The organism is Fusibacter sp. 3D3 (assembly GCF_001748365.1).
In the GTDB taxonomy this organism is placed as follows: domain Bacteria; phylum Bacillota; class Clostridia; order Peptostreptococcales; family Acidaminobacteraceae; genus Fusibacter_A.
The window spans coordinates 118273-143536 of sequence record NZ_BDHH01000012.1 but is presented as its reverse complement, the minus strand read 5'-3'; the positions used below and the strand labels follow the sequence as shown (position 1 = coordinate 143536).

Annotated in this window: 27 protein-coding genes; 11 read left to right on the top strand and 16 right to left on the bottom strand. The window is 38.4% G+C overall.

Going from position 1 to position 25264, the window contains the following annotated elements; all coding sequences use genetic code 11:
* Window positions 1–66 precede the first annotated feature (66 nt).
* A complete protein-coding gene (locus tag F3D3_RS14580) occupies window positions 67–924 on the bottom strand; it encodes a carboxymuconolactone decarboxylase family protein (RefSeq protein WP_084389071.1) in 858 nt (285 codons plus the stop codon).
* A gap of 139 nt (window positions 925–1063) precedes the next feature.
* On the opposite strand from F3D3_RS14580, the gene F3D3_RS14575 reads away from it, so the two are divergent.
* From F3D3_RS14575 to F3D3_RS14565, 3 genes are read left to right on the top strand one after another with little or no spacing between them, the layout of a single operon-like run.
* A complete protein-coding gene (locus F3D3_RS14575; protein ID WP_069875050.1) occupies window positions 1064–1543 on the top strand; it encodes a DUF2975 domain-containing protein in 480 nt (159 codons plus the stop codon).
* 10 nt (window positions 1544–1553) lie between these two features.
* A complete protein-coding gene (locus tag F3D3_RS14570) occupies window positions 1554–1772 on the top strand; it encodes a helix-turn-helix transcriptional regulator (RefSeq protein ID WP_069875048.1) in 219 nt (72 codons plus the stop codon).
* Between the two features lie 2 nt (window positions 1773–1774).
* The gene (locus F3D3_RS14565; protein ID WP_069875046.1) at window positions 1775–2287 is read left to right on the top strand and encodes a hypothetical protein; all 513 of its coding nucleotides are present in this window, start codon (window positions 1775–1777) and stop codon (window positions 2285–2287) included.
* Between the two features lie 14 nt (window positions 2288–2301).
* Here the strand turns inward: F3D3_RS14565 and F3D3_RS14560 are convergent, their stop codons facing one another.
* Window positions 2302–2982, bottom strand: coding sequence for a Crp/Fnr family transcriptional regulator (locus F3D3_RS14560; protein WP_069875044.1), 681 nt, complete (start codon window positions 2980–2982; stop codon window positions 2302–2304).
* Between the two features lie 161 nt (window positions 2983–3143).
* Between F3D3_RS14560 and F3D3_RS14555 the strand changes: the two genes are divergently transcribed.
* The 5 genes from F3D3_RS14555 to F3D3_RS14535 are packed head-to-tail and all read left to right on the top strand — an operon-like array spanning window position 3144 to window position 6848.
* Window positions 3144–3515, top strand: coding sequence for a GntR family transcriptional regulator (locus F3D3_RS14555; protein ID WP_069875043.1), 372 nt, complete (start codon window positions 3144–3146; stop codon window positions 3513–3515).
* 16 nt (window positions 3516–3531) lie between these two features.
* Window positions 3532–4251, top strand: a complete 720-nt coding sequence (locus tag F3D3_RS14550) for a hypothetical protein (RefSeq protein ID WP_069875041.1) — start codon at window positions 3532–3534, stop codon at window positions 4249–4251.
* A complete protein-coding gene (locus tag F3D3_RS14545) occupies window positions 4241–4747 on the top strand; it encodes a hypothetical protein (RefSeq protein WP_069875039.1) in 507 nt (168 codons plus the stop codon). Before F3D3_RS14550 ends, F3D3_RS14545 begins: the two co-directional genes overlap by 11 nt.
* Window positions 4748–4749: 2 nt before the next feature.
* Window positions 4750–5481, top strand: coding sequence for an ATP-binding cassette domain-containing protein (locus F3D3_RS14540; protein ID WP_069875038.1), 732 nt, complete (start codon window positions 4750–4752; stop codon window positions 5479–5481).
* Between the two features lie 35 nt (window positions 5482–5516).
* Complete coding sequence (locus F3D3_RS14535) at window positions 5517–6848, top strand: hypothetical protein (RefSeq protein ID WP_139132101.1); 1332 nt, start codon at window positions 5517–5519, stop codon at window positions 6846–6848.
* A 147-nt stretch (window positions 6849–6995) separates the two neighbouring features.
* On the opposite strand, the gene pcp is transcribed toward F3D3_RS14535, so the two are convergent.
* From pcp to F3D3_RS14505, 6 genes are all read right to left on the bottom strand, one after another.
* A complete protein-coding gene (gene pcp, locus F3D3_RS14530) occupies window positions 6996–7637 on the bottom strand; it encodes a pyroglutamyl-peptidase I (protein WP_069875034.1) in 642 nt (213 codons plus the stop codon).
* A gap of 48 nt (window positions 7638–7685) precedes the next feature.
* Window positions 7686–8603, bottom strand: a complete 918-nt coding sequence (locus tag F3D3_RS14525; RefSeq protein WP_069875081.1) for a DUF979 domain-containing protein — start codon at window positions 8601–8603, stop codon at window positions 7686–7688.
* A gap of 5 nt (window positions 8604–8608) precedes the next feature.
* On the bottom strand, window positions 8609–9292 hold the full coding sequence (locus F3D3_RS14520) for a DUF969 domain-containing protein (RefSeq protein WP_069875032.1): 684 nt from the start codon (window positions 9290–9292) through the stop codon (window positions 8609–8611).
* 158 nt (window positions 9293–9450) lie between these two features.
* The gene (locus F3D3_RS14515; protein WP_084389070.1) at window positions 9451–10320 is read right to left on the bottom strand and encodes a class I SAM-dependent methyltransferase; all 870 of its coding nucleotides are present in this window, start codon (window positions 10318–10320) and stop codon (window positions 9451–9453) included.
* A gap of 344 nt (window positions 10321–10664) precedes the next feature.
* Window positions 10665–11849, bottom strand: a complete 1185-nt coding sequence (locus tag F3D3_RS14510) for an anaerobic nitric oxide reductase flavorubredoxin (protein WP_069875031.1) — start codon at window positions 11847–11849, stop codon at window positions 10665–10667.
* Window positions 11850–11984: 135 nt separating this feature from the next.
* Window positions 11985–12656, bottom strand: a complete 672-nt coding sequence (locus F3D3_RS14505) for a DUF542 domain-containing protein (protein ID WP_069875029.1) — start codon at window positions 12654–12656, stop codon at window positions 11985–11987.
* Between the two features lie 311 nt (window positions 12657–12967).
* On the opposite strand from F3D3_RS14505, the gene F3D3_RS14500 reads away from it, so the two are divergent.
* On the top strand, window positions 12968–13684 hold the full coding sequence (locus tag F3D3_RS14500) for a Crp/Fnr family transcriptional regulator (protein ID WP_069875028.1): 717 nt from the start codon (window positions 12968–12970) through the stop codon (window positions 13682–13684).
* Window positions 13685–13764: 80 nt separating this feature from the next.
* Here the strand turns inward: F3D3_RS14500 and F3D3_RS14495 are convergent, their stop codons facing one another.
* Window positions 13765–14250, bottom strand: coding sequence for a glutathione peroxidase (locus F3D3_RS14495; RefSeq protein ID WP_069875026.1), 486 nt, complete (start codon window positions 14248–14250; stop codon window positions 13765–13767).
* Between the two features lie 234 nt (window positions 14251–14484).
* Between F3D3_RS14495 and F3D3_RS14490 the strand changes: the two genes are divergently transcribed.
* Window positions 14485–15747: an MFS transporter gene (locus F3D3_RS14490; RefSeq protein ID WP_175438386.1), complete on the top strand. Its 1263-nt coding sequence runs from the start codon at window positions 14485–14487 to the stop codon at window positions 15745–15747.
* 340 nt (window positions 15748–16087) lie between these two features.
* On the opposite strand, the gene F3D3_RS14480 is transcribed toward F3D3_RS14490, so the two are convergent.
* Both F3D3_RS14480 and F3D3_RS14475 read right to left on the bottom strand, forming a co-directional pair.
* Entirely contained in the window at window positions 16088–17419 is a 1332-nt protein-coding gene (locus tag F3D3_RS14480) for an acetyl-CoA hydrolase/transferase family protein (protein ID WP_069875022.1), read from the bottom strand.
* Between the two features lie 2 nt (window positions 17420–17421).
* Entirely contained in the window at window positions 17422–18450 is a 1029-nt protein-coding gene (locus tag F3D3_RS14475) for a 3-oxoacyl-ACP synthase (RefSeq protein WP_069875021.1), read from the bottom strand.
* Between the two features lie 243 nt (window positions 18451–18693).
* Between F3D3_RS14475 and F3D3_RS14470 the strand changes: the two genes are divergently transcribed.
* A complete protein-coding gene (locus F3D3_RS14470) occupies window positions 18694–20070 on the top strand; it encodes a sigma-54-dependent Fis family transcriptional regulator (protein WP_069875075.1) in 1377 nt (458 codons plus the stop codon).
* Window positions 20071–20315: 245 nt separating this feature from the next.
* Here F3D3_RS14470 and F3D3_RS14465 read toward each other — a convergent pair whose 3' ends face one another.
* The 5 genes from F3D3_RS14465 to F3D3_RS14445 form a co-directional block, all read right to left on the bottom strand.
* The gene (locus tag F3D3_RS14465) at window positions 20316–20909 is read right to left on the bottom strand and encodes a VanZ family protein (protein WP_175438385.1); all 594 of its coding nucleotides are present in this window, start codon (window positions 20907–20909) and stop codon (window positions 20316–20318) included.
* A 14-nt stretch (window positions 20910–20923) separates the two neighbouring features.
* Complete coding sequence (locus tag F3D3_RS14460; RefSeq protein ID WP_069875018.1) at window positions 20924–21331, bottom strand: hypothetical protein; 408 nt, start codon at window positions 21329–21331, stop codon at window positions 20924–20926.
* A 1202-nt stretch (window positions 21332–22533) separates the two neighbouring features.
* The gene (locus tag F3D3_RS14455; protein WP_069875016.1) at window positions 22534–23145 is read right to left on the bottom strand and encodes a flavodoxin family protein; all 612 of its coding nucleotides are present in this window, start codon (window positions 23143–23145) and stop codon (window positions 22534–22536) included.
* An 11-nt stretch (window positions 23146–23156) separates the two neighbouring features.
* Entirely contained in the window at window positions 23157–24683 is a 1527-nt protein-coding gene (locus F3D3_RS14450) for a hypothetical protein (RefSeq protein WP_069875015.1), read from the bottom strand.
* On the bottom strand, window positions 24676–25131 hold the full coding sequence (locus F3D3_RS14445; RefSeq protein WP_069875013.1) for a hypothetical protein: 456 nt from the start codon (window positions 25129–25131) through the stop codon (window positions 24676–24678). The genes F3D3_RS14450 and F3D3_RS14445 overlap by 8 nt, the downstream gene beginning before the upstream one ends.
* Window positions 25132–25264 lie beyond the last annotated feature (133 nt).

Sequence of the window (25264 nt, the reverse complement as noted above, 5' to 3'; positions counted from 1 at the left end):
CGATTTTAAAAAAAAATGACTATAGCAATCCATTTTTAGATTGTTATAGTCATTCTTAAGTTAAGGCTATTTTGCAACAGCGCCTTGAACATTGGCGACTTCTTTTAGAGCATTTATGCCGTTTATGGCGGAAGGGAAACCAGTGTAAACGGTCATCAAGTACATAATTTCTGTGATTTCTTCTTTTGAAAGGCCTATATTGAGGCCCGCTTTTATGTGAAATTTCAGTTGTGGTTTTGCATTTCCCAAGGCTGTAAGTGCTGCTATCGTTGCGATTTGTCTATATCTTAAGTCTAAGTTATCTCTTGATATCACATCTGCATAACTATTCACCACTAATTTGACGAGATCGGGGGCAAAGTCATTGTAAGTACTTTCAAGTATTGCCAGTTGCGCTTCATCTAAAACAGCAAGCATTTTACTACCTTGCTTAAACCGATCCGGTTCTGAACATGTTTTAGTCGCCAATGCGCCTTCTTTATCTTGAATCCCTTGTTTTTTACGAGCCTCCAAAACTTCTTTTAAAGCATTCATTGCGTTGATTGTGCTTGGAAATCTTGAATATCCAGACATTTGAAGCATTACTTCTTTAACTTCATTGATGCTACATCCCACATTTAAAGCCCCATTTATATGTACCTTTAACTGAGGTTCAGCGGTGCCAATTGCGGTTAAAGCTGCTACCACAGCAATTTCCTTGGACTTTAAATCTAGTACCGGTCTTGCATATGTCTTCATCTTTTCTATTGGCATACCCGTCGCTCTTAATCTCATGATCATATCAAGCCAGACTAAATCCTTTTCTGAATAAGCCCTTTTTCCCGATGCATCTCTCTCTATGTTTTGAATCAATCCAATACTTTCATAATATCTCAAAGTATGTGCTTTTATCTTGAACCGTTCAGATACTTGACTAATTTCCATTTCATGTCCTCCTTTATAAAGTTAAACAACAAACATTTATCGTTATACGATAAATGTTTGTTGACATTTTGTGTATGGATCCGTATAATCAAAGTAACTAGTGGCAATCTTATGATCCCCCAAAATGAAAGGAGCCTTTATGAATCAATTATCGCTATCGAAATGGCTAAATCTAATTATCGTTATTGTTGGTCTATGTGGTTTACTCGTCTATGCATGGATTGTACCGTCACTTGGACAAGCTATGGTGGCAAATTACCCAGAGTTTGCATTCAGTTATTGGCCTTGGTTAATCCTGATCATGATCACGGCAGTTCCGTGTTATATTGCCTTAGCCTTTGGCTGGAAAATCTCTAAAAATATAAGAGACGACCACTCTTTTTCAACTGAAAACGCAAAACTATTAAAATGGGTCGCTGTACTCGCCGTTGCAGACACAGGATTCTTCTTTGTGATGAATATCGTGTTTTTGCTCCTAAACATGAACCACCCAGGGTTTGTGCTGATCGCTCTAATTTTATTAATCATTGGAATTGCAATATCAGCAGTTTCAGCCACGCTATCCCATCTTATAAGAAAAGCTGCAGACCTTCAAGAACAAAGCGATCTAACCATATGAGGAGGCCAATATGAACGATGAAATTATTTTCAACATTGATGTTATGCTTGCCAAGCGCAAAATGAGCGTCACCGAATTAGCGGAACGCGTAGGTATCACGATTGCCAACATTTCTATTTTAAAAAATGGCAAAGCTAAGGCTCTAAAAATTTCCACTTTGGCGAAACTTTGCGCTGCACTTGACTGTCAGCCTGGAGATCTACTGGAATATAAAAAAGAGGCGAATTGAAAATGAAACGATTAAAAGTATTAAAGGGTTTATTCATCATTGGCTGTATTTGTGCCTTATTTAGTTGCTCACATAAATCAAATATAGATTACATCTCTAAAGATTTAAGAATTAGCTTCCCTGATAATCTTGAATATAATCTTGTTGATACACATGGTGGATTTCATGGCGATGGCGAATTACTAGTTACTGTGAACTTCGATGAAAAGAGCAGAAAAAATCTACTGGAGGATATTAAAAACAACAAGTCTTGGAACAAATTGCCTCTTGCACTTGATTTAGAACTACTCATGTATGGCGGCGAGCGAAATGGTCTAACATATAGTTATAAATTAGCGGAAGACGTTGGCATACCAACTATAGAAAATGGCTATTGGCTATTTATAGATCGATTTAATGACATAAATATCATTCATGATTCCAAAAATATTTTTGATAGAGGTTCATTTAATTTTACATTAGCTCTGTTTGACACTGATAATAATGTCTTATACTATTATGAGTTCGATACTTAATAGTAATATCACTTCTACCAATAATGATTCGTAAGCGCACGCATTTCCTCAATCTTTTCAATGATAATATGCCGATCTTCAATAGAAATAAGCCCCTTATCCTTTAAGTAACCAAGACTGCTGGTCACCGTTGGACGACTAAGTCCCAAATTGTTGGCAAGGTCCTCGTGCGTATACTGATGCTCAATTCGAGTTCTCTCTATGAGATCACAACCTTCTTGCATAGAGCCAATCCTCAAGATGGCACTGGCAATGATCCCTATGGAGTCGTTAAATCTCGCATCTGCAATTTGAAGCATCAGCAATCTATACTTGCGTGCGATCGAGTGTATAAAATAACGATAAATTCTAGGCGTTTCCTCAAGTGCTGCCTCTAAAACTGCCCTTGATACAATACTGACCTCTGCTTTTTGAGTGACGTAAGTGATCTCACAGGTCCGATCACCGTCAAAATAATCCATTTCTCCAAATATAGTCCCCCGTGTAAGTCTAAAAAAGGTTCTCTCACTGCCATCCATGCTTACGAGGCCTTGACGACATTCGCCTGAAAGCACAATATAGACATACTCTGCATCTAAAGGGTCAATCCATGTATTTTTCTTAAATGTTTTAATCATGCCCTTAGGTGCAAGTATCTCTGCAAAGTAATTGGTCATCATTTCCTGATTAATAGGATCAAATAGTTCTCGATACATTGAATCACCTCATCTAATCTAATTTTTAATATCATATCACATTCACAAGGGTTTTGAATCATTGAATTTTGAATCTTAATAATGCTTGACACTAAACCGTATCGCTAGTATAATACAGTTATACCGTATTAATGCGATAATACAGTTTGAAAGGTTGACCCATGATTTCATTTGATCACTTTACAATTGAAGAGGGAAGTCCCATCTACACCCAAATTACAAGACATATCAAGCATGGGATTATAGCAGGGATTATTCAAAATCAAGACGAAATGCCCTCTAGACGTATGCTGTCTGCACTATTGGGTGTAAACCCTAATACGATCCAAAAAGCTTATCGCCAGTTGGAGGCAGAATGCATCATCACGTCTCATTCGGGTGCAAAAAGCTATGTAACCCTCACCGATATTCAAATCACAGATATTCGATCTCAACAGCTTGAAGGCGATGCCAAGTCACTGGCTATCGCTATGAAACAAATGGGGGTTTCCAAAGAGGAAGCCATTGAATTGCTATCAAAAGTTTGGGACTGAAACAAGGAGCGCTAAAATGAAAAAATATTTATCGGTATTAATGATTGCATCAAGAAGCACCCTTTATAAAGTAATCGGACTCCTATTTTTGATGACTGCAGCTGAAATCTTAGCTTTTGTTAAGTTATCAAATTCTGAGAATCTCTATACTCTGGAAACTTTCATCACCGAAAGTCACATTCCACTCATCAGTGGTATCGGTTTTCTTGCTCTATGCTTTATTTTGAGTATGGTGGGGTTTGAGACTTCTGGGAGCAAGATTCGATATAGTATAAAGAGACTTCCTGTTCACGAGAAGACGATTGTTTCGCTATGGTCCCTCTATCACATGGGATGTTTCCTTATATTTTGGGCCCTCCAATTGCTCATTCTTTTATTTTTATGTTATCAATATACGCGTATCACAGATCCCCTGTATTGGCATAATCAAACCCTTTTCCTTGCCTTCTACCAAAATCCATTTCTACATAGTCTTCTACCTTTAGAAGAAGGCAGTCGATGGGTACGAAATGGCGCCATGATATTTGCACTTGGGATCACTTCTGCTTCTTTTTCACTCAACCAAAGGCGAGACAAAAAAGGCATTTCAATCGTCGTTTTGGCTGCTCTGACCTTTCTAAGCTTTTCTCAGGACATGGGCGATTTTGGTGCCGATCTTTTTCTTATAATCGTCACTTTATCGGTTTCAATCTATGCCTTCTATAAAATTTGGTGGGGTGACTGTCATGACTGTTAAGATAGGCGATTACACCCCTATGGGTATTGACTACAGACAAGAGATGAAGTGGATATGCATTGGCCTTTGTATAAGCACGCTCTATAGCTTTGGTTTTCTTTTTTCACTTTCAAATTACTATCATGCGCTCTTTACCACGATCAATCAAAAACGCGTACTCATAAAAGGGGCGTTTATGCCTGATTTTGTCGAGGTATTGGGGCAACATTTAATAGGGTTTTTCATCGTTTCACTCTGTATGATTGCACTGGTTATATACCATTACTTCTATCACTATCAAGATAGCAAGAGTATTTACCTGATGCGAAGGCTTCCCAACCGTTGGGCGCTTTTGAAACGATGCGTATCACTTCCTCTTTTTTCAGTACTAACGGCCATACTCATGGCACTGTTTCTATTGCTCTTCTATTTTGGAATTTATTTTTGGGTTACCCCAGAAGCTTGTATGACACCAAATCAGTGGCATAAACTATGGCATATCTATTTAGGAGTATAACGATGTTAGAGATAAATGATGTAAGTAAAAATTATAAGGGTTACCGAGCACTTAAACAGGCTACATTAACGCTTCCAAGAGGTGAAATCATTGGTCTTTTCGGTGAAAATGGCGCAGGTAAAACGACTTTGATGAAATGTATTCTCGGCTTTTTAAACTATAAAGGCCAGATTACATTAGATGGGCATCCCATCAGCCGAAAAAACATTGCACGTCTTTCCTTTGCAACTTGTGAGCATTCTTTCTTCCCAAATTTAACGGCTTCAGCACATAAAGCGTTTTACGAACTTCATTTTCCAACCTTTCGTGAAAAACGCTTCAATGGCCTTATGACTTTTTTCGAACTCCCCACGCACAAAGCGATCCGTCATTTTTCAGTTGGTCAAAAAAATCAATTTGAAGTTATTTTGGCACTCTGTCAAGGTGCTGACTATATATTGATGGATGAACCCTTTGCTGGCAATGATGTCTTTAACAGAGCAGATTTTTATAAAGTTTTATTGGGCATTTTGGAACCCACAGAGACTGTTCTCCTCTCCACACATCTCCTTGAAGAAGTCGAGCAGATTATCGGTCGAGCTATCTTGATTCGTAAAGGTGAAATCGTCGGAGATATCTCTATAGAAGCTCTAGAGGATTCTGGAAAGACACTTATAGATATTGTAAAAGAAACCTACCAGTATAAATCAGATCGCGTGGTCAAAGCACTTTCTGATTTAACCGATGAACGCTAAAGAAAGGATTTACCATGCGGAAAAGTCTATTTTTAATGTTTTTTTTATTAACCTTGTCTGTTGGAACGCTATATAGTGCAAATACTTGGGTTAACGGCTACAAGACTGCTATTGAAATTAAGGAAACCACGCTATTCGGTGATAAGTCCGCTGCAACAGGCATCACGATAGAGAGCTTGACACATTATGCGAATCATCTTTTTTGGGAGACACAATTCACGACAGAAGACCCTCTAGAACTTACAACAGCGTTTACTTTTTCTCAGGCAAGAAAAAATGCCGAAAGGACTAGCCCCCCTCAAATGATGTTATCTTCCAATATTGATTTTGGTATGAGCGGAAACGGCCTTGATCTCGAAGCAGAACAAAGCCTTGCTCTAAAACCTGCCGCAGATGTTGCCACTCGTACGCCAAATGGTGAGATGAGAACTGAAACGGTCTTGCTAAGTGACTACTACGCTTTTTATCCTCTATCGATGGATGTCGATACGCCAAACGGTTTCGATAATAAAACGCATACGGCGCATATTGTCACGAATTATTTTCAAATACCAGTTCCCAAACGCCATATGCTTGACGTTTCCGTGACTAAAAGTAGTACCGGACAGCTTACTACCATTGATACCCAAAGTATTTCAGGTAGTATTTCACTTTACGCAGAGTCCCTCTTATCCAGTTCAGGATACTACTATATTATTAAATCCTATGACGAACACAACGGCAATTCTATGGTGTTGCCTCATAAAGTATCGGGGATTCACTTCCTCCCATTTCAAAAGGTAGGCGGTATTTCAGAACCGAATCTTACACACATGAACTGTGTCTACACTTTTGAAAATGAAACCGTCAGGGCTCTTAGCCTCATGCAAGATGTTGAAGATCAGACTTTGCTTTTGATTACAGAAGAAAATGATGTGATAATGCTCTCCGTAATTGACCAAGATTCGATGACATTGATCCAAAAAACAGAAATCACAAAGGCATCCCCTGATGTATCCTTTTCTGAAATCAAATCATTTGGCGATTTTTTAGTGGCGTATTTTTCAGATCAGCGCTTTTACTTACTCTCAAAAACAGCCGATCGACATTATGAACTTCAAATGTCTGAAAATTTCCCTGAAATTGTAAATATGGCTTATATGCCCTTTGATCGCATGCAGATGACCTACGCTCATGACCGTCTAGCGATTGCATTTTATAAGGAGCAGTATAAAAGTAGCCTCTATCTAATCGTTTACGATAAAACTGGACTTGCATATGTTGGGCAATACGACCAAAATACAGATCGAACACCGGAACGACAAAACCATAAAAACGTTGTCCCCTTGGATCAAGCGCCGCTGAGAATCACATTTATATACAAATAGGAGGCTAATGTTTTAAACAAAAGAAGCTGTTGCAAATCTAGTCACCTAGACGATTGCAACAGCCTCTTTTGTTTCTTTCTTATCAAAGCGCAAATACTCAGTCCGATGCTCTACCTTCGTAACCCTTGCGCAATCCTATCGATTTAACTAACAGATTGTCCCCTCCGTTTGTTTCAAATCTATATCCACTTCACACGCCGTTTTCACTGCGATGCCAAGCGCTTTCGAAATGCTTTCAAGCCCCATAGAAGGCATATTGGGTTTATCCAGTACTTGTTCTTCTAAGAATGGGACATGTATGAAGCCTCCCTTGATCTCGGGAAACTCTGTGCTGATCATGTGCATAAGACCATACATAATATGATTGCATACATAAGTTCCCGCCGAATTAGATATGGCAGCAGGTACACCACCAGCTCTGATGGCATTTGCAATTGCCTTGATGGGCAATGTGCTAAAATAGGCAGCAGGCCCCCCCTCAACAATCGCTTGATCTACAGGTTGATTTCCGCCATTGTCTGGAATTCTCGCATCATCAAGATTAATGGCAACACGTTCAACACTTACTGTGAATCTACCGCCAGCTTGTCCGACGCAAATCACAACTTCAGGCTTTTCTCTTTCAACGGCACTTTTTAAAACCTCGATGGATTTATAAAACGCTGTTGGGATTTCAGCCTTAACGAGTTCGATTCCCTCAAATGCATCTGGGAGCAGCTTCACAGCTTCATACGCTGGATTTTTACTTTCACCACCAAAAGGGTTAAACCCTGTGATCAATACTTTCATTTTTAAGTCCTTTCTGAAATGATGTCTAATTTACGGTGTCATTAATCTCTAGAATGCTAGAAAATACATAAGTGCCACATGTGTTACCCAAAGTGATAACGCTATTGGTGCTTGTGCAATGATAACTCTGTAAGGATTCTTCGTTTCAAGCACTGCGGCTGGAACAATATTAAAATTCGCTGCCATAGGCGTAAGCAGTGTGCCACAGTACCCCGCAGTCAGTGCAAGTGCACCTGCAATTGCAGGATCTGCCCCTTGGGACATGACAAACGGTACACCAATACCCGCTGTGATAACTGCAAATGCCGCAAACGCATTGCCCATGATCATTGTAAAGATCATCATCCCTGCACAATATGCAACAACTGCAAGTAATTTACTATCATCTGTAATTACACTGCCAATACCGCCTGAAATCACTTCTCCAACGCCTGCTGCTGTGAAGAGTGCACCCAGTGCTGCTAAAAGTTGTGGTAAAATACTGGATGGGCCTACCTGCTGTAACAATCTACTCCCATCATAACTTAACTCGGATACCGTCGCTTTCGTGAAAATAACCCCTAAAATAGTGGCGATAAATGCTGCGATTCCAAGTCCCACAAGCGCTCCCAATGAGGGCACAAACTGTGCAACTAAAAAAGCCACCACACCAATCGCCAGTGCTGGAATAAAAAGTTTATTCTGAATCGTCTTGGCTTTTTCTTGTCTAAACTGTTCTTCTGAATTCTTAAGCGAACCAAAAGTGACTTTTTTAGTCGCCGCAAGGAGCGCCATAACCACTAATATTATACCTGAAATGTACCCTGGCATATACTGTCCAAAGATAAATACGATTCCTAAAAGCGTCCAAAATAATGCCGTAATTTTTGCAGAAGGATGTGCCTTATCATTAATTGCATAAACAGCTGTTACAATTGCAACAAGTCCACAGAGGACGTACATAATTTCAAGCAACATATCTTTCATGACCATCACACTCCCTTCTCTGAAACAGGTTTAGACTTAGCAGATAACTTTTGATCCAATTTCCAATAAGAGATGCCCGAATAAATAAAAGCAATGATTGCAATTGGAATAGAAGCTTTGGCAACATCAAGCGGATTTGCTGTGGTTCCCAGTTCTTCTAAAGTCCCCACGATAAGCAATACACCTGCTGATGCAACAAATAGATTTTGTCCAAAGAAGTTGCCGTAGTTCTCTGATGCTGCTGCATGCCCTTTAATAATTTCCTCTTCAGCTTCACCTACCATTGGATTGTTATTTTGGGCAGCACCAAATGCCATTGGATTAATCAGTGGTCTGATAAATTGTACATGACCTCCTAATCGCACTGAAAGCGCGCCTGCGATTAACCGAATCAATGTGTAGATCGAGAGCACACTACCTGCTGTCACTTTCTTCATAGAAGAAATTAAATTCGCCGCTTGCTCCCTTAAACCGTAACGCTCCAGTATTCCAATAACTGGTAATGTCAGCAAAAAGAGTGACATATATCTCGTCTTAACAAATGAGGTGCCAATCACATCGAAGATTTGCATCAAATCCATTCCCCCAACAAGACCAGTTGCAATACCTGCTGTGATGACCACAGCCAAAGTATCATACTTCTTAATAAAACCAATAACAATAATTAAAATGCCGATGAGCTTTAACATAAAACGTTCCTCCTTTTCCCCTGCGGTTATTATTACTTTATTGTAATTTGTGAAAAAAAGCTGTTATCATCTCATCGTTTTTTTGTCATCTGGCTTACATTTTTTTTGTAAGATAAATGACTTTCTTATAATCCGTTTCGCTCTTCTAAAAAATTTAATTATTTTTCGATCACCATACACATGGTCTTAGAAGTTTCTTCAAACGGCTTCCCTGCAACATCTGAATAAAAGTCCATTTGGTTATAGGCAAATGCACCAAGCCGTTCTCTAATACTTCCTTTTGAAAAATAATGCGTCCAGACCCTCGCCAAGCTCATTTTTTCATGTGCATCCATCACAAGATACTGAAAGAGTTTGATATCTCCCTCATAATCAAACTGTTGCGCCATACAAATATAAGGATTTGGTTTCCAATAACCTGATTTCTCTTGTAAATGCCAAACAGCGGTATCACCTTGATCTTCAAATTGATGTTTCGTCAAAACATCAAAGATGAGCTTGCCCCCTGGTTTGAGCCATCTGTCGATATTATCAAGCAATTTAAGCTGCGCCTCTACTTTTAAAGCGCCAAAATCACAATAAATCAGTGTAATGACATCAAATTGCGCCTCTATATTCACATATAAATAATCCGCACACAGATAATCAATCTCTAACCCTTTTATAACACTCTGTTCACGTGCATACTGAATAGAACGCTCTGAAAAATCTACGCCAGTGACCTCATATCCTTTTTTTCTGAAACGCTCTGAATAAAGGCCTGGTCCACAACCTAAATCGAGTAACTTTGGGAAAGCAGTCACAGGTGCAATTTGAATAATCCAGTCCACAGAGGCATCCATAAAATCATCATTTCGACTTGCCGCATCCGTTGATTTTGACAAATGAGCTTCTAACATGCCCATCGATATATGTGCGTCTTTCCAAATATGCAGATCACCCTCTTCATAAAGTTTTGGCCTATTTAATTTAGAAGCCAGAGCTTCAAAGGTGATGCTTTCTTTTGTAATATTCTTTTTATCTAACATTGCAAATGCCTTTCTCAGCCTCTCTATGGAGGCCTAATTAAAAAAGCGCTATAGATTAGATCTATAACGCCTCAGCAATTTATTCTATGCCTAAAGCTGGAGATCTAAACTCAAAATCTTTCTGAATAAAAATGGAATCACAAATCAACCCAGTCTAATGTTTAATAGACCACGGTCGTTCCACTTCTATTGAGTTTAAGATTTTTGCGTTCATCTCCATGCTCTTCTTACACTTTTCGATTATTAAGCATCAAGCAAAGCCGGATGGCATACCACCTTTCAGTTCTTCTTATATACACTCTCATCATAATTTTATATCTTTATACCGTCAAGAGAAAAAACAATTATAATTTTTCAGCCAATGATTTCCCAAAAGATTCACAACTCTTAATCGCGTCTTCATCGGGCTTCCACAGAATGCTTAGACCCTCTTCTAATATTTCAAATCCACATTTTTTGAGTTCTTCAGTCATAATTTTAGGGGATTCTCCACTCCAGCCATAACTCCCAAATCCAGCTGCTTTTTTATTCTTAAATTTTAGCCCTTTTATGATTTCAAGGGTTGAAGCCATTGCTGATAATATTCCCTTGTTGATCGTAGATGACCCTGCCACAATGAGTTTTGCTTTGAAGACTTCAGCAATCACGTCATTTTTATCTGCTTTGCTCACATTGAAAAGTTTGATATTTAAAGTCGGATCAACTGCCTTAATGCCCGCTGCTATGCCTTCAGCCATGGTTCGAGTGGCATTCCACATGGTATCGTAGAGTATCGTCACTTGATGCTCTTGATAATTGTCCGCCCATTTCAGATATTGTTCTACAATCTGCGTTGGATTATCCCGCCAAATGACACCATGAGAGGTACAAATCATGCTCACAGGGACATTTAACCCAAGGATCTCATGAATCTTTTTAATCACAAGTGGGCTAAATGGCGTTAAAATATTAGCGTAGTATTTAAGCGCCTCTTGATAGAGTTCTCCTTGATCCACTAAATCATTATACATAAACTCAGAAGCATAATGTTGACCAAAAGCGTCGTTGCTAAATAAAATCGAATCCGCTGTATAATATGAAAACATACTATCTGGCCAGTGGAGCATCGGGGCTTCAATAAAAACCAGTTTTCCTGAACCTAAATCCAAGGTGTCCCCTGTCTTAACTTCAACGAAATTCCAATCTTGATGATAATGACCTTTTAAAGATTTAACACCATTTTTAGTGCAGTAAATCGGCGTATTGGGAATGAGTTTCATGAGCTCTGGCAGAGCACCACTATGATCAACCTCTGCATGATTGGCTATGATGTAATCAATTTTATTAAGGTCGATTACGGATTCTAAATGACTGACATATTCTTTTGAAAAAGGCATCCAAACCGTGTCGATTAAAGCGACTTTTTCATCTTGAATCAAATACGAATTGTATGACGACCCTCTATGCGTGGAGTACTCTTCGCCATGAAATTTTTTAAGTTCCCAGTCAATTTTACCCACCCAAGTTATTTTTTCATTTATTTTAAACATACACTTTCTCCTCTCAATACCTCAGTATATTCATACCTCAGTATATTCATACCTCAGTATATTCATACCTCAATAGCATAGCCTCTAAGCACTTAATAATAGAGGCCCTCTTCAATCTGCTTTTTAATGTGCTTTTTAATCTGTCAGCCTTTTAAAAAGGATATTATTTTCAACGTGCACGTGCATATACATATCTGCCACTAAAGCTTTTAATTTTTCATAAGTAAGTGCATAAGTTGTACAGGCATTCTCGGGTAATGTAAAATGATCTGTCAAATCTGTCAATTTGTGAAGTGCCTCTCCAGCACCATCGTGTTCTGCTTCAAGTTCCAGTATCAATGCTTTTACATCAGTATCTTCTGAAATGATCTTAGGAAATAGTTTCACTTCTTCTTTCACTAAATGTGCTTCAAGTGCCATCTTTAACTGCCCAAACGTCTTGTGAATTTCATACAATTCTGGGTGTCTCTCTCCATGCACGTTTAATAGCTTGAAGAGCAACTCTGATATTAAAGGCAATTCTTCACGAAGATAAGCATGATGCATGGTCACAATTCTATTAATCAAAGCCTCGCTACTGAGCTCACCCATCATGAGTTGATCTTCTTTTTCAAACTGATCAAGCGTATTCAAAAGTTCAGTATTTATCTTTTCACTGATACGACCACAATCTGTTTCAATGGCTTCTTTAACAGTTCGATGACCCCCACAACAAAAATCTACATGATACTTCATATAGACTTTCACCAACTGCGGGTAATGTGTAACACTATCTCCAATGGTTTGTTCATAATTAAAAGTTTTCATATGCGCCTCCTAAATTTTTATAATCTTGCTCTTATTTTCTGCTGTTCTTGTCTTTACTATACGCCTTCTCTCTTTTTAAACCTGTGATTGACCTCACACTTTTAAAACTTTGATTATATTTTTAAAGTTTAAGCGGACGCAAATGATGGTTAGGGTGTCAAAAGTCAGTTTCGCATCCCCCCTCTATCCTATGCTGTATTGCGTACTCCCCGTAAACGACATCATATGGTAGTGGGATGCTCAACTTTTAGATTTGACACCTTAAACATGATATAATTATAAAGAACCTATTGCATCGAAAGGAGCTGGATATGACACCCTTTAAAATTGTACCTCAAAATGGATGTGCCACTTGTGGTCATAAATTATGCGCAAGAAAAGTATCCTTATTTTCTAATATGGATGATCTGCAGTTGCAAACCCTATTGACTTTAATAGAGCGCAAGCATTATAAAAAAGGAGATGTCGTCTTGAATCAAGGCGATACTTTTGAACGCTTATACATTATTAACTCTGGGGGACTAAAGGCGAGTACATTCGGTGAAGATGGCAAAGAGCAAATTCTGTACATTCTAAACGAAGGCGATAGCATTGGTGAACTCTCACTCTTAAAACGTGAAACTGCACCTTATAACTTAATCACTATTAAACCCTGTCATCTCTGTACGATCCCAAAAGACCGCTTTGACTCTTATTTAAAAGAAAATCCTGAAATGATGTTTTCGATTCTCGAGTCTGCCCATGAAAAAATTACTTCTTTAGAAAACCTCGTTACGGCAATTTCTTCATCTGATGCAGATGTGCGCTTAAAATTTTTGATTCAAAGGCTCTGTAAACAAAGCGGAAAAATCACGCCAGAAGGCATCGTTTTGACACTTGCTTTAACACGTGAAGACATGGCAAATTTTGTAGGTGTCACTAGAGAAACCATTAGCCGTAAACTCTCTAGTCTAAACGCAAATGGCCTTATTGATTTTATAGATCAAAAAACCATAATGATCAAGTCAAATGACTATTTTGATCTCTAAGGAACAACCCACTCAAACTGGCATAAAACAATCCATCTATTGTCAGGATCACATTAATCCTTAATAATAGATGGATTGTTTTATACTTTAGGTTGTAATAACTTCTCAATTGCTGAAATCATTTTTTCTGGAGATGCTGAGGGCGCATATCGCTTAACGACATTTCCACTTGGATCAATCAAAAATTTAGTGAAATTCCATTTGATTTCGGATCCCAAAAGCGAGCTTTTTTCCTTCGAAAGATACTTAAACAGCGGATGAGCATCATCGCCTTTGACATCCACTTTATCAAACAAGGGAAACGTAACACCATAATTGATTTCGCAAAAGTTTTTGATATCTGCATTAGAGCCTGGCTCCTGATGCGCAAATTGATCACACGGAAACCCCAAGATCACAATCTTTTCCGGACCATATTGCTTGTATATTTTTTCAAGTTCTTGGTATTGAGGTGTAAATCCACATTTACTCGCCGTGTTCACTACCACCACGATTTTCCCCTCATAGGCCTTCATACTCACCTTTTCGCCATCAATTGTTACCGCTTCAAAATCGTAAAATCTCATGATGTCACCTCTTTTCTTCAATGCTATTTTGTTTATATCCATTAAAGAAATTTTCAAGCATATATTGATTTTATTTAAGATTTGGCTCCTATAAGTCAACTCTTCTTTGAGATGCTCTTTAAAGTTATTTTTCACATCTGATCAATAAAAAAAATTTAAAAATACGAGTAAATCAAAATAATATGTGTTAGAATGTATGTTGCAATACAATATTTAATTAGGAAGGATTTTAATTTGAGAAACAAATTTGCACTAAAAATTAACAAGTACTTTTATTATGGCTGGATTGTTTTGCTCATGTCAGCGCTGAGCACCTTCTTCTCTTCTCCTGGTCAAACTTATTCCATTTCAGCATACATCAACTCCTATGTATTGGATTTTGACTATTCCAGAACAATGCTTTCTACACTCTACACCTTTGCAACCCTTTTATCTGGTGCTCTAATCATTTTTATGGGAAAAGCTGTTGACCGTTTTGGTCAAAGGCGTATGTTAGTTATATCAGGATTAATGCTGTCTATAGCATGTCTTTTTAATAGCTTTATTGTCAATACTGTAATGATCTTTGTGGGCTTCTTTTTATTGAGATTTTTCGGTCAAGGTTCTCTTACTTTAGTCCCTGGAGCACTCATTCCTCAATGGTTTGATAAAAATCGTGCATTGTCGCTCAGCCTAATGGCTTACGGTAACATGATTGGCAACATGATTGCACCTACAATCAACACGTTCATGATCACTCATTACAGCTGGCAAGTAGCGTGGCGCGGATGGAGTGTACTTCTGCTATTTATCTTTGTACCTCTTGTCTCCTTTTTTATCATCAATAAACCCGAAGATATCGGATTGCTTCAAGATAATCAGAAAGCAAAAGATCAAAAAGAGATTCATGCAGAGCTAAAAAAAATGGCCCAAGAATCTTTTCATCTTAACGAAGCTATAAAAACTAAATCTTTTTGGTTCATTGGTGCGATTTCAATGTTGACACCACTGATTAGTACCGGCATGATGTTTCACTTTTTCTCTATTATGAAAACTAAAAATGTAGATCCCACAATGACGGCAATCGTCATTGGACTTGTGGCAATTCCTGGATTTTTTATGCCCATTGTGGCAAGCGCTGTCATAGATAGATACCGTTCAAGGCATATTCTCACCATTACTTCTATCCTCATAGGTCTTGATTTGATCTATATGCTCTTTGTCCATAATTTTATGATGGCTTGTATTTTTATTTTAATCTATGGCCTCATTTCAAATGTTCAAAATTTAACCATCAATGTGATTTGGGTGAAGTACTTTGGCAGATTGCATCTTGGCAGTATTCGGGGGGCAGCCACTGTATTCACTGTTGTCGGGTCAGCCTTTGGGACGATTCCATTCGGACTCTCATTTGACCTTACTGGCGGTTACGTCCCTGCTTTTATCGCCATGGCTTGTCTTTCTATTATGGGAGCGATGATGTCAATCTTCATTCGGAAGCCTTCTAAGAGTCTTTAACTTTAACATTAATTTTAACTCAATCCTATAAATTTAAAGGAAGGAACTCTTTATGAGAACAAAAAAGTTTGTAGTGCAAAAAATTATCTCTGGATTCATTGTTGTATTAGGATTGAGTTGGGTTCATGGTCTAGATACAAAGAGCGATCGTGAATTTTATATAAATATTTTATTATGTTCTATAATCGTCTTTATATTACTTGGATTAAATCATTATATTTTTAAAAAAATAAACCAAAAGCGCTGATCCCTTACTTATACAGCTCCTATTTTAGAAACCCTTTTAAGTAAGTCATCAGCGCTTTTTATTTTATTGATGTGGGATTAACCCTTATTCCTTTCAATAAAATTGATACGCTTTTATTGCTTGCTGTAATGCATCTCTAAAATCGGGATGTGCAATTGCAATGAGCCTTTTTGCACGTTCTCCTATAGTCTGCCCTCTTAATTCAGCCACACCAAACTCCGTAACCACATAATCCACATCATTCCTCGAGAGCGTTACCACTGCCCCCTCTTTAAGAGTCGGTACGATTTTACTCACACACTTTCTTGAGCCATCAGGTTGTTTCACCATTGCGGTGGAATAGAGCGTTATAAAGGATTTCCCATTTTTTGAGTATTGCGCCCCTATTGCAGTATCCGCTTGACCACCCGTACCCGAAAATTGTTGATAACCCATACTTTCTGAACAACACTGACCAGTGAGATCGATTTCTATCGTCGTATTGATAGAGACCATGTTATCATTTTGTTTAATCACATGAGGCTCATTCGTCCATCTGCCTGGCATAAACCAAACGCTTGGATTGTTGTGAAGGTATTGATAGAGCCTTTCTGTACCCAGTGCAAAAGTACAAATTGTCTTGTCTGGATAAAGGGTTTTATGCTTGTTGTTCACTGCACCAGATTCCAGCAAATCAATCATGCCATCAGTGAACATCTCCGTATGAATCCCTAGATTTTTTTTGCCAACAAGCGCCTTGGCAACAGCGTTTGGAATGCCACCAATGCCTAGCTGTATCGTAGAACCATCTTCTATGAGCTCACTGATATACTTTCCTATAGCTTCATCTTTTTCTGAGCAATCTGCAACTGGTAAAAGTGGAGGCTTGCGATCCGTCTCCACGATCACTGCCACATCCGATAAATGAACTTGATTATCGCCAAATGTCCTTGGAAAGTGCGATGATACCTCTAAAATCACTTCGACCTCACCCGTTCTAATGAGTTGCATCTCATAAGTGTTGCCGATGGAAAGACTAAAATAACCGTGTTCGTCCATACTTGCAGCAGTGGTCATTAAGACTTTGCGTCTTCCTGTCATGGCCACTAACCTTTTATCCAGTGCGCGGTGCAGATGTTGAGGCTGGAACGAAAGATGTCCTTTGGGATGATTTTTCCTAAGGGGTCCCGTATAAAACCAACCATTCACACGCACACTTTCACTGTATTTCGGGTCGTTAAAAAGTGGATAATCGCCCATGGGCAAGGTATTAGAGAGTTCACAGCCTCTTATGCCCTTATCGTATAATTTATGCAGTTCGTTCATTAAAGGCATGGGCTCACTACCGCCTAAACCCACCACGATAAAATCTTGATCTTTGAAATGATCTAAAAATGATTCTAAAGTGCTTACCTTCTCACGGTATAATTGCGCTAATTTTTCCATACTCATTTCCCCCACTTAATCAAAGAACAAGCAAAGGCATATCCAGTACCAGCCCCCAACATGGCCACGATGCTCCCATCCTTAACCTTGTTTTGCTCCAGACCATATTTCAGTGCTAAGAACTGATCCACATGACCACAGTGACCATCATCCGATAAATAGACACTTTGAGATTTTTCAAGAGAAAGCCCTTCTAAAATAGCATCATGTGCTTTGGGATTAATGTGCGTTATGCCAATAAAATCAATAGGTCTGTCTAATTTAGACTTTGATTTAGCAAGGTTGACAGCTCCTAAAAAGCCCGGCATCGAACGTTCCCCAAGTCTTTTTTTCATGCCTTCAGGATCAGGCATATGAATGAGTTTGGCTTTTCTAAGCTTTTCTGGATCCGCAGCAATTTCTGCGTCGATTGGATACAGCGATCCCCCCCACTTGCCAATGACATCATCACAAAATACGGCGTCGGTGATAACACCCGTTTCCAAAATAATATTTTCATCGTGATCTTTCTTTAGTAAAACAGCAATACCAGCAGGAGACATATCGAACATAAAGGATTGATTTCGATCTTTATAGTCGATGAGGTACGCATTGGTGTTCCCTCCCGCTATAAGCACCGTTTTAAGCGATTCATCTGCAATCATCATATCTTTTGCCACCTTAAGTGCCAGCGGTGTACCTGCACATCTAAATCCCATGTCCCATGCATATGCATTATCTGCACCCAAGACATTCTGTATTTTTATAGCTGCTGTCCAACAGACATATTCACAATACGTTTCTCCAGCAAATAAGATCATGTCCAAGTCTTTTGCATCTGTATTTGTCTTTTCAAGTAACTTCTGTGAAGCCTTAGTTGCCATCATCGCCGAATGATCTTCTGGACCACCCACGTGTTTTTCGCTAATGCCCATTTTATTTCGCAGTACTTCTGCAGGAATGTTCACCAGTTCACTAAGTGCTTCTGCTGTAATTTTTTCTTCTGGCAAGTATACTTCAAAATCCACTATACCTATTTGAGTTTGATTCATAATGATTACCTCCTTCATCTGACTTTATATACTGCAATTTTGTTGCCAAAGAATAGATATCACCAAAGGCTTGTAAATCGCTAAAGTGATTAATAGTACTTAATTACAGCATGTTTTCATATTGATACATATAACATATTTGTTACAGTTCTCAAGCGTGCATTACAATGATATAATGAAGGAAAATGAAGGGAAGGTGATTATAAGGTGACATACCCTCACAATCAGAAGCTTGATAAATTTATGGAAAATATTCCCGAAAGTTTATTTAACGAACTCTCTTTGCCGATCAACTTTGTCGATCACAACTGCACGATTTTAGTGATGAACAAAGCCTTTTTAGAGTTTCTTGAGTTGCCACTTAAAGATGTGGTAGGTCAAAGTCTCATCGACATCGACAATACCACACGATTTCCCATTGTCATGCAAACGGGGATTCCCGAAATCGGCAAACGTCATCGCTTTAAATCTGGCAAAGAAGCCATTGTAGACCGGATTCCTATCTACGACGGTGACCGGATCATCGGTTGTGCTGGTATTATTGTGCCCTCACATCTCCCCCCTGATAGTATTGAATGCAAAATCAGACATTCAATCATCAATAAAATCAGACCGGACTACAGAACGATCATTGAAACCACTTCTCCTAATCTAGTGCCTAAGTATACCTTTGACGACATCATTGCCAAATCCAAACTCATCCAACACTTTAAGCAGCGTGCCAAATCATTTTCTAAGACTGAACTGCCTGTGCTCATCACCGGAGAAAGCGGTGTGGGCAAAGAACTCTTTGCACATGCAATTCACAGCGCAAGTCAAAGAGCAAATAAACCCTTTGTCTGTATCAATTGTGCAGCCATACCAGATACCTTGCTGGAATCCGAACTCTTCGGTTATGAACCTGGATCGTTTACAGGGGCTCATAAAAACGGCAAGCTGGGCAAATTTGAAATTGCAAATGGTGGGACCATCTTTTTAGATGAAATAGGCGATTTACCGCCCATCATGCAATCCAAGCTGCTTCGTGTTTTACAGGAAAATCAAATCGAGAAAATAGGCAGCAGTGAATCCAAAGAAATAGATGTCCGCGTCATTGCAGCCACAAACGTAGACCTGCTCGATAAAATTGAAAATAAGATTTTTAGGTCTGATCTCTACTACCGCCTAAACGTCCTTAACCTCAACATTCCATCCCTTAGAGAACGCTCAGAGGACATCCCGCTTTTGATTGAACATTTTAAATCACTCTTTTACCAGAAAAACGGCATCTATAAAACCTTTTCAAAAGAGGCCCTTAAAATCTTAAGTGGTTACACATGGCCTGGTAACATCCGAGAGCTTAAAAATATCGTCTACAGACTCATGGTCATCGCAGAAGGCTCAGAAATTGGATTCGATCTCATTCCGCAAGATATTCTTGAAGCCAGATATCATTTCTATGTGGATCACTATGATCCAAATGACATCTTGGAGAACAAGAGCACACTCACCAACATCATGAAGGAAATTGAACTCCAAATTATAGAAGACACCTTGAAGCTTTGTGATAACAATAAGTCGAAAACAGCAGATGTCTTGGGTATTCAGAGGATGACGCTGTATAGGAAAATCAAGAAATAGTGGCATGATAGACATTTGTGTTTGATACAATCTAATTCATAATGAATAGGCTCACAAACTTGTTTTCTAATCAACGTCTAATTAAAAATTAAAGCCCCTAAAAAATAAATATTTAGGGGCTTTATATGTTTAGTTAGAGTGTCGAACGTCATAATCCTATTTGAGCAATCTAAAAATATTATAACGCGTAAAAACAACAAAAACGTGTAGCATAATAGTCTTCGTGAGATTTTTAACGCATTCATTTAATGCCTGATATATTTAGTCTCTAAATAATTTAGCAAAGAAATTACTAATTTGTTTTTACTATTTTTGAAAACCTGAATATACGTTTGTACAAACATTGTCAATATCAAGTATCCTAAAAAAACACCCAAAACATTTGCTATACTGTCATTGATGTTTATATTTCTAAATGTAAAACCTTGAATAAATCCAAGCAAAATCTGAATTATTTCAATTCCTAGGCCTAATATTATCCCATATTTTATTATTTGAGATATATTTTTTTTATTTATACAGGGGAGTAAAAAACCCATTGGAAAAGTCATTATTACATTTAAGAAAAAATCTTTAAAGCTAAATCCTTTAAAAAATGGTATTAGATTCATGTTGTTTATTATATTTCCACTTGTTGACTGTGTTTTATGAATTTCTTGAGCAATTGTAGAGTTGATATATATAGGCATTATTGAATATTTTAATAAGCCCAAAATATACATCATAAATATTCCCATAAAAATATATTTAAAATATTCTTTATCTTTTAAAATAAAAACGTTATAAAAAATATATCCTATTATTGGCATAGAGAGAATAATTGCTATTGGTATGTTCATATTTATTATCATTTTTAATTATTATACACCTGTCCCCATCCCGATCGGTAGTAGCCATCTTCCTCTGTTATCCAAATTTTCAAGTAATATTTACCCGTGTAAATGCTCCCACATCCTGCGTAAACATTACCTTCTTCATCTCCTACAACTGTTCCTATTTCTCTATCAAAAAATCCGTCTTTCACCAATGTAAAATATACATTGCGTTTTGGTAACGTTGATACGCCTCCGACAATAGCCCCTGTTCCAGATATTATAACATTTCCTTCGTCCAAATAGTGAAATTCTCCATTCGCTTTCCCATCCACCATTCGGTGTTCCATATAAAAAGAATATCCAGAAGAAGCCGCAAAAACATTTGTTGTACCTATTCCTAATATGCACATTACCAATAAAATTAAACTGAGTTTCTTTTTAAACATACTTTCCTCCTTAAAAAAATATTTAAGCATCATAAGCTCTATCTGCATGAAAAAGATATCAAATTTTTGTTGAAAAGCTTATCTTATCTCACCTCCATAAAGAACCTGTTTTTGTATTATATATTTCAAATAGCATTGTTGACTTGTTATAGCGTTACTATTTACAGCCATTTAATTTCAATTTTCATGCAAAATAATTGTATCAAATAAATTTAAAATACACACCCCAATTTAAGTTGGGGTATTGGCATAACCTTTGAGGAGATGTCCCCCACTTCTTAAAGTGGGGGTTCCTATTCTTAATCCATTGTGAGTCCAAACTCCCAATGGATGCAATCCGATAGGATTGCAAGGGGGTTACGAAGGTAGCGAAGCGGACTGAGTATACGCTTTGAACACAACTTTGTTCCAATTCGGACGTTTTTTGTTCCAATTAGGCCACAGTAAGTTGAAACAGTTTTATTGTATGATATAATGCACCTAGGTTCTTCATAAATTCAGCTCTATATGGATGTAAAATTTACCGTGGAATCTAGGTTATATGACGTACTCATTATACGTAGCGAAAAAAATTTGAGGCGCATTAAATATGAGGTATCTTACAAAATTACACTATCTTCAGTTAAAGTTGGATTAAAAAGCTATTCATCGCGTCCATTATACTTACGATTGCTTTTAATTTGATTCTATTTATAATGTTCATACAATCTGGCGCTGAGGTTGGATTAGACTATTTAGTAAAACCTTTTTCAGCATATTTTGAGACCTAGTTAATGATTTTTGGAATGCTTATATTTTATAGATATGTTATTCATTTCTTTACACATCTATGATTGGTTAGAGATTTTTTCGTTTTTTATAACTCAAAGGGGGTTTGTGAAATGAATTTTTTTTCGATTACTTTTATTTTTCAACTCATTAATACAGCTCTATTGTTGGGAATTCTTTATTTAATTATAAAATTTTTAAAAAGCAAAAAGTAATTCTTAAATTTGAATGCATGAGATGTTGCCTTCGAGGGGGACATTACTTGATCGTAGCGATACCTATCCAAAATTTAAATTTTTAAAAAAAAAGACGCTCCTCAGTTTTATAACTGCTCAGCGTCTTTTTTAATAACGTTAAAATTTAGGGATTTTACGTCACATTAAAGTGTTATTTTCTTTTGCGATGAGTTGCGCTTATTGCTTAAATTGCATTTGTTATGCCTTAATTTTTGTCAGCAAAAAGTCAATATTCTCAGCCAAATGTGCCATGATACTGAGGCCTTCTGCATCTTCACTGGCGTTGACACTTCCAGAAGTACCCGCAGTGCCTACATTCCAATAATTCGAACCTACTGTGATGAGATCATTCACTTGTGCCCAAAGGGTCAATTGAGATAAGGCAAAGGTTTGACCTGTCTTTCTTGCCACCGTGATGGGTGCAAAAAGTTTACGCGAAAAGACCATTTGGCCCCAGTCATATTTGCCATTTTGCGTACTGAGTTCATTCTTCATCCATCTTGCTGAAAAACCCGCTCGATCTAATAACGCTTTCAATCTAGGGGTGATCGAACCGTTATAAACAGGACTTCCCACAACGATGGCATCTGCCTCCATGAGGTGTTTAAACACTGCTTGAAAATCATCCTCCACCACACATTGATGTGCTTTCACACAGCCGTAACACCCTTCACACTGCTCTATTTTCATATTTTTTAAGGGGATAAACAGCGTCTCATGCCCCTTACTATTAAGACTTTCTAAAACCGTCTTAATATAATACTCGGTATTCCCCTCGCGAGGACTACCACATATGCCAACAACTTTCATTTATGCCTCCATTATAATTCAATTACCGCATCCACACGCTTGTCTAGATTTTCATCTTTACAAGATTTTGTAAAGAGCGATACCACCACCGTAACCACGATCGAAAGCGTGATAACATTTACATACCAAGGCATGCCACCTGGCCATTTAAAACCGTTACTTGTCATAAGTAGCGCTCCGATGTTCGTCACAAATGCTGTTATAAGCCCTGCGAAGACACCTTCACTGCTTGCCCCCTTCCATGTTAACCCGATGATAAAAGTTGGGAAAGTAGCAGACATGAGCGTTCCCCATCCAAAGGTTCCGAGTATCGCTACCGCTTCACCACTGGAAAGTGCAAACATGATGGACAAAATACCTATGATGACCGTAACACCTCTGGAGAGGTTCATTTGCTTTTTATGTTCTAGCTTAAAGCCAAACGCACTTGGCAAGTCCCTAGAAAGAATATTCGCAGAAAGTGTCAAGAACATACTTGCTGTAGACATAGACGCCGCTAATATCGCTGCATAGACGAAGAGTTGTGCATAGACGCCTACATAATCTGCCACTGCGAAGATCGCATTATCTGCATTGGCAATCGGCGGTATCAGTCCCTTTCCTACTAGGTAAAGTGCTGCATAGCCCATTGTCACTGCAAAGAATCCAACAACCATATGTCCAAGTGCTGCATAAAGACCGAGTTTTGGCATATCTTTAGGATTTTTAAGCGCATACATTCTCGTTAAGACTTGCGGTTGTCCCATGGTGCCTATAATCGGTATGATCATCCAAGTCATGGCAATCGATCCGGGAAGTGCACCCCACCCATTCATTGAGTTCGGCGAAAAATTCTTCACAACTTCTGCGCCATCAACCACTGCTGTTGTACTTGGCGTCATGGACACCACATCAACCACGGCACCAAATCCACCTGTCATTACAAAAAATGCTACGATCATGATAAGACCCGCAAGCACCATGATAAAGCCTTGGAAAGCTTGTGTTAAAACGCCGCCCACTTCACCCGAAAGTGTCGTATAAAGCGTCAAGATCCCAAAGATGATAAAGCCCGCCACATATGGGTCCCAACCGAGTAAATGGCCAAACAATGCCGAGCAAGCACTGATTTGTGAGGCTAAATAGGCAATGGCCCCTATGAACAATACCATCGAAAGAAGCGCTTTTATCCCACGATGATTGTCATATCTCAGATCAGCAATGTCACCCAAACTTGCAATAGGCCCCACTTCCGCCATTGCTCTTATTTTCTTTCCAATGGCGAGATAGGCCATCGCAAAAGCACAGGATGAGAGCATCCAAAGATTCATTGTATTCCCGAACGAATACACAAGCCCTGGTACGCCCACCACTGCAAAAGCACTTGCCACTGCTGCCACAGTGGATAACCCTACGGTTACAGGTCCAAATAATGCTGTACCACCAAAGAAGGATTGCGCATCTGATGCTTTTTTCTTCGCAGCCCACCCGATTAAAAACGAGACTAAAATCATGCCAAATGAAAAAATAACAACCAACCATTTTACACTACTACTCATGTGCACCCTCCTTTTGATTTAATTGATCCATTTTTCGCTTAAAGGCATCCCAATTTTCATCCGAGAGCCAAAGCGCATCAAACTTAACAAGGCCCAGTGTCAATGTCAATACTCCACCGATCCAGTAAGCTAAGATAATCGCTGCAAACGAAGGATGGAAACCTAAAATCTTAAAAGTCGGTGCCATGTTTAAAAATAAATCTGAATAATACTTTGAAAAGAAAAATCCTGCGATCCAAACCACAAACCACGTCAACAACGGATACATAAAGAGTTTCCTATCAAGCTTGCCATTTTGCGCTGCCCCCATCATCATATGCAATAACATCAACAAGACCCCCATGAGCAACCCCTCAAACCATCGCCCAGTCCAACCACAAATCGTAATCAAGACCCAAAGTACAGTGATCGCCAAAACAATACCGGTTCTGTTCTTACCTATCTCCATAACGCCCTCCTGTAAATTCCCAACTATTTTTTTTAATGCCAGGTACCTTTTATAATTGCAAAGACAATGCCAAGTTTTTATGACCTCCCGCACAATATGAAAGTGTTTAAATTGGAGCATTTTGTTTACAGTC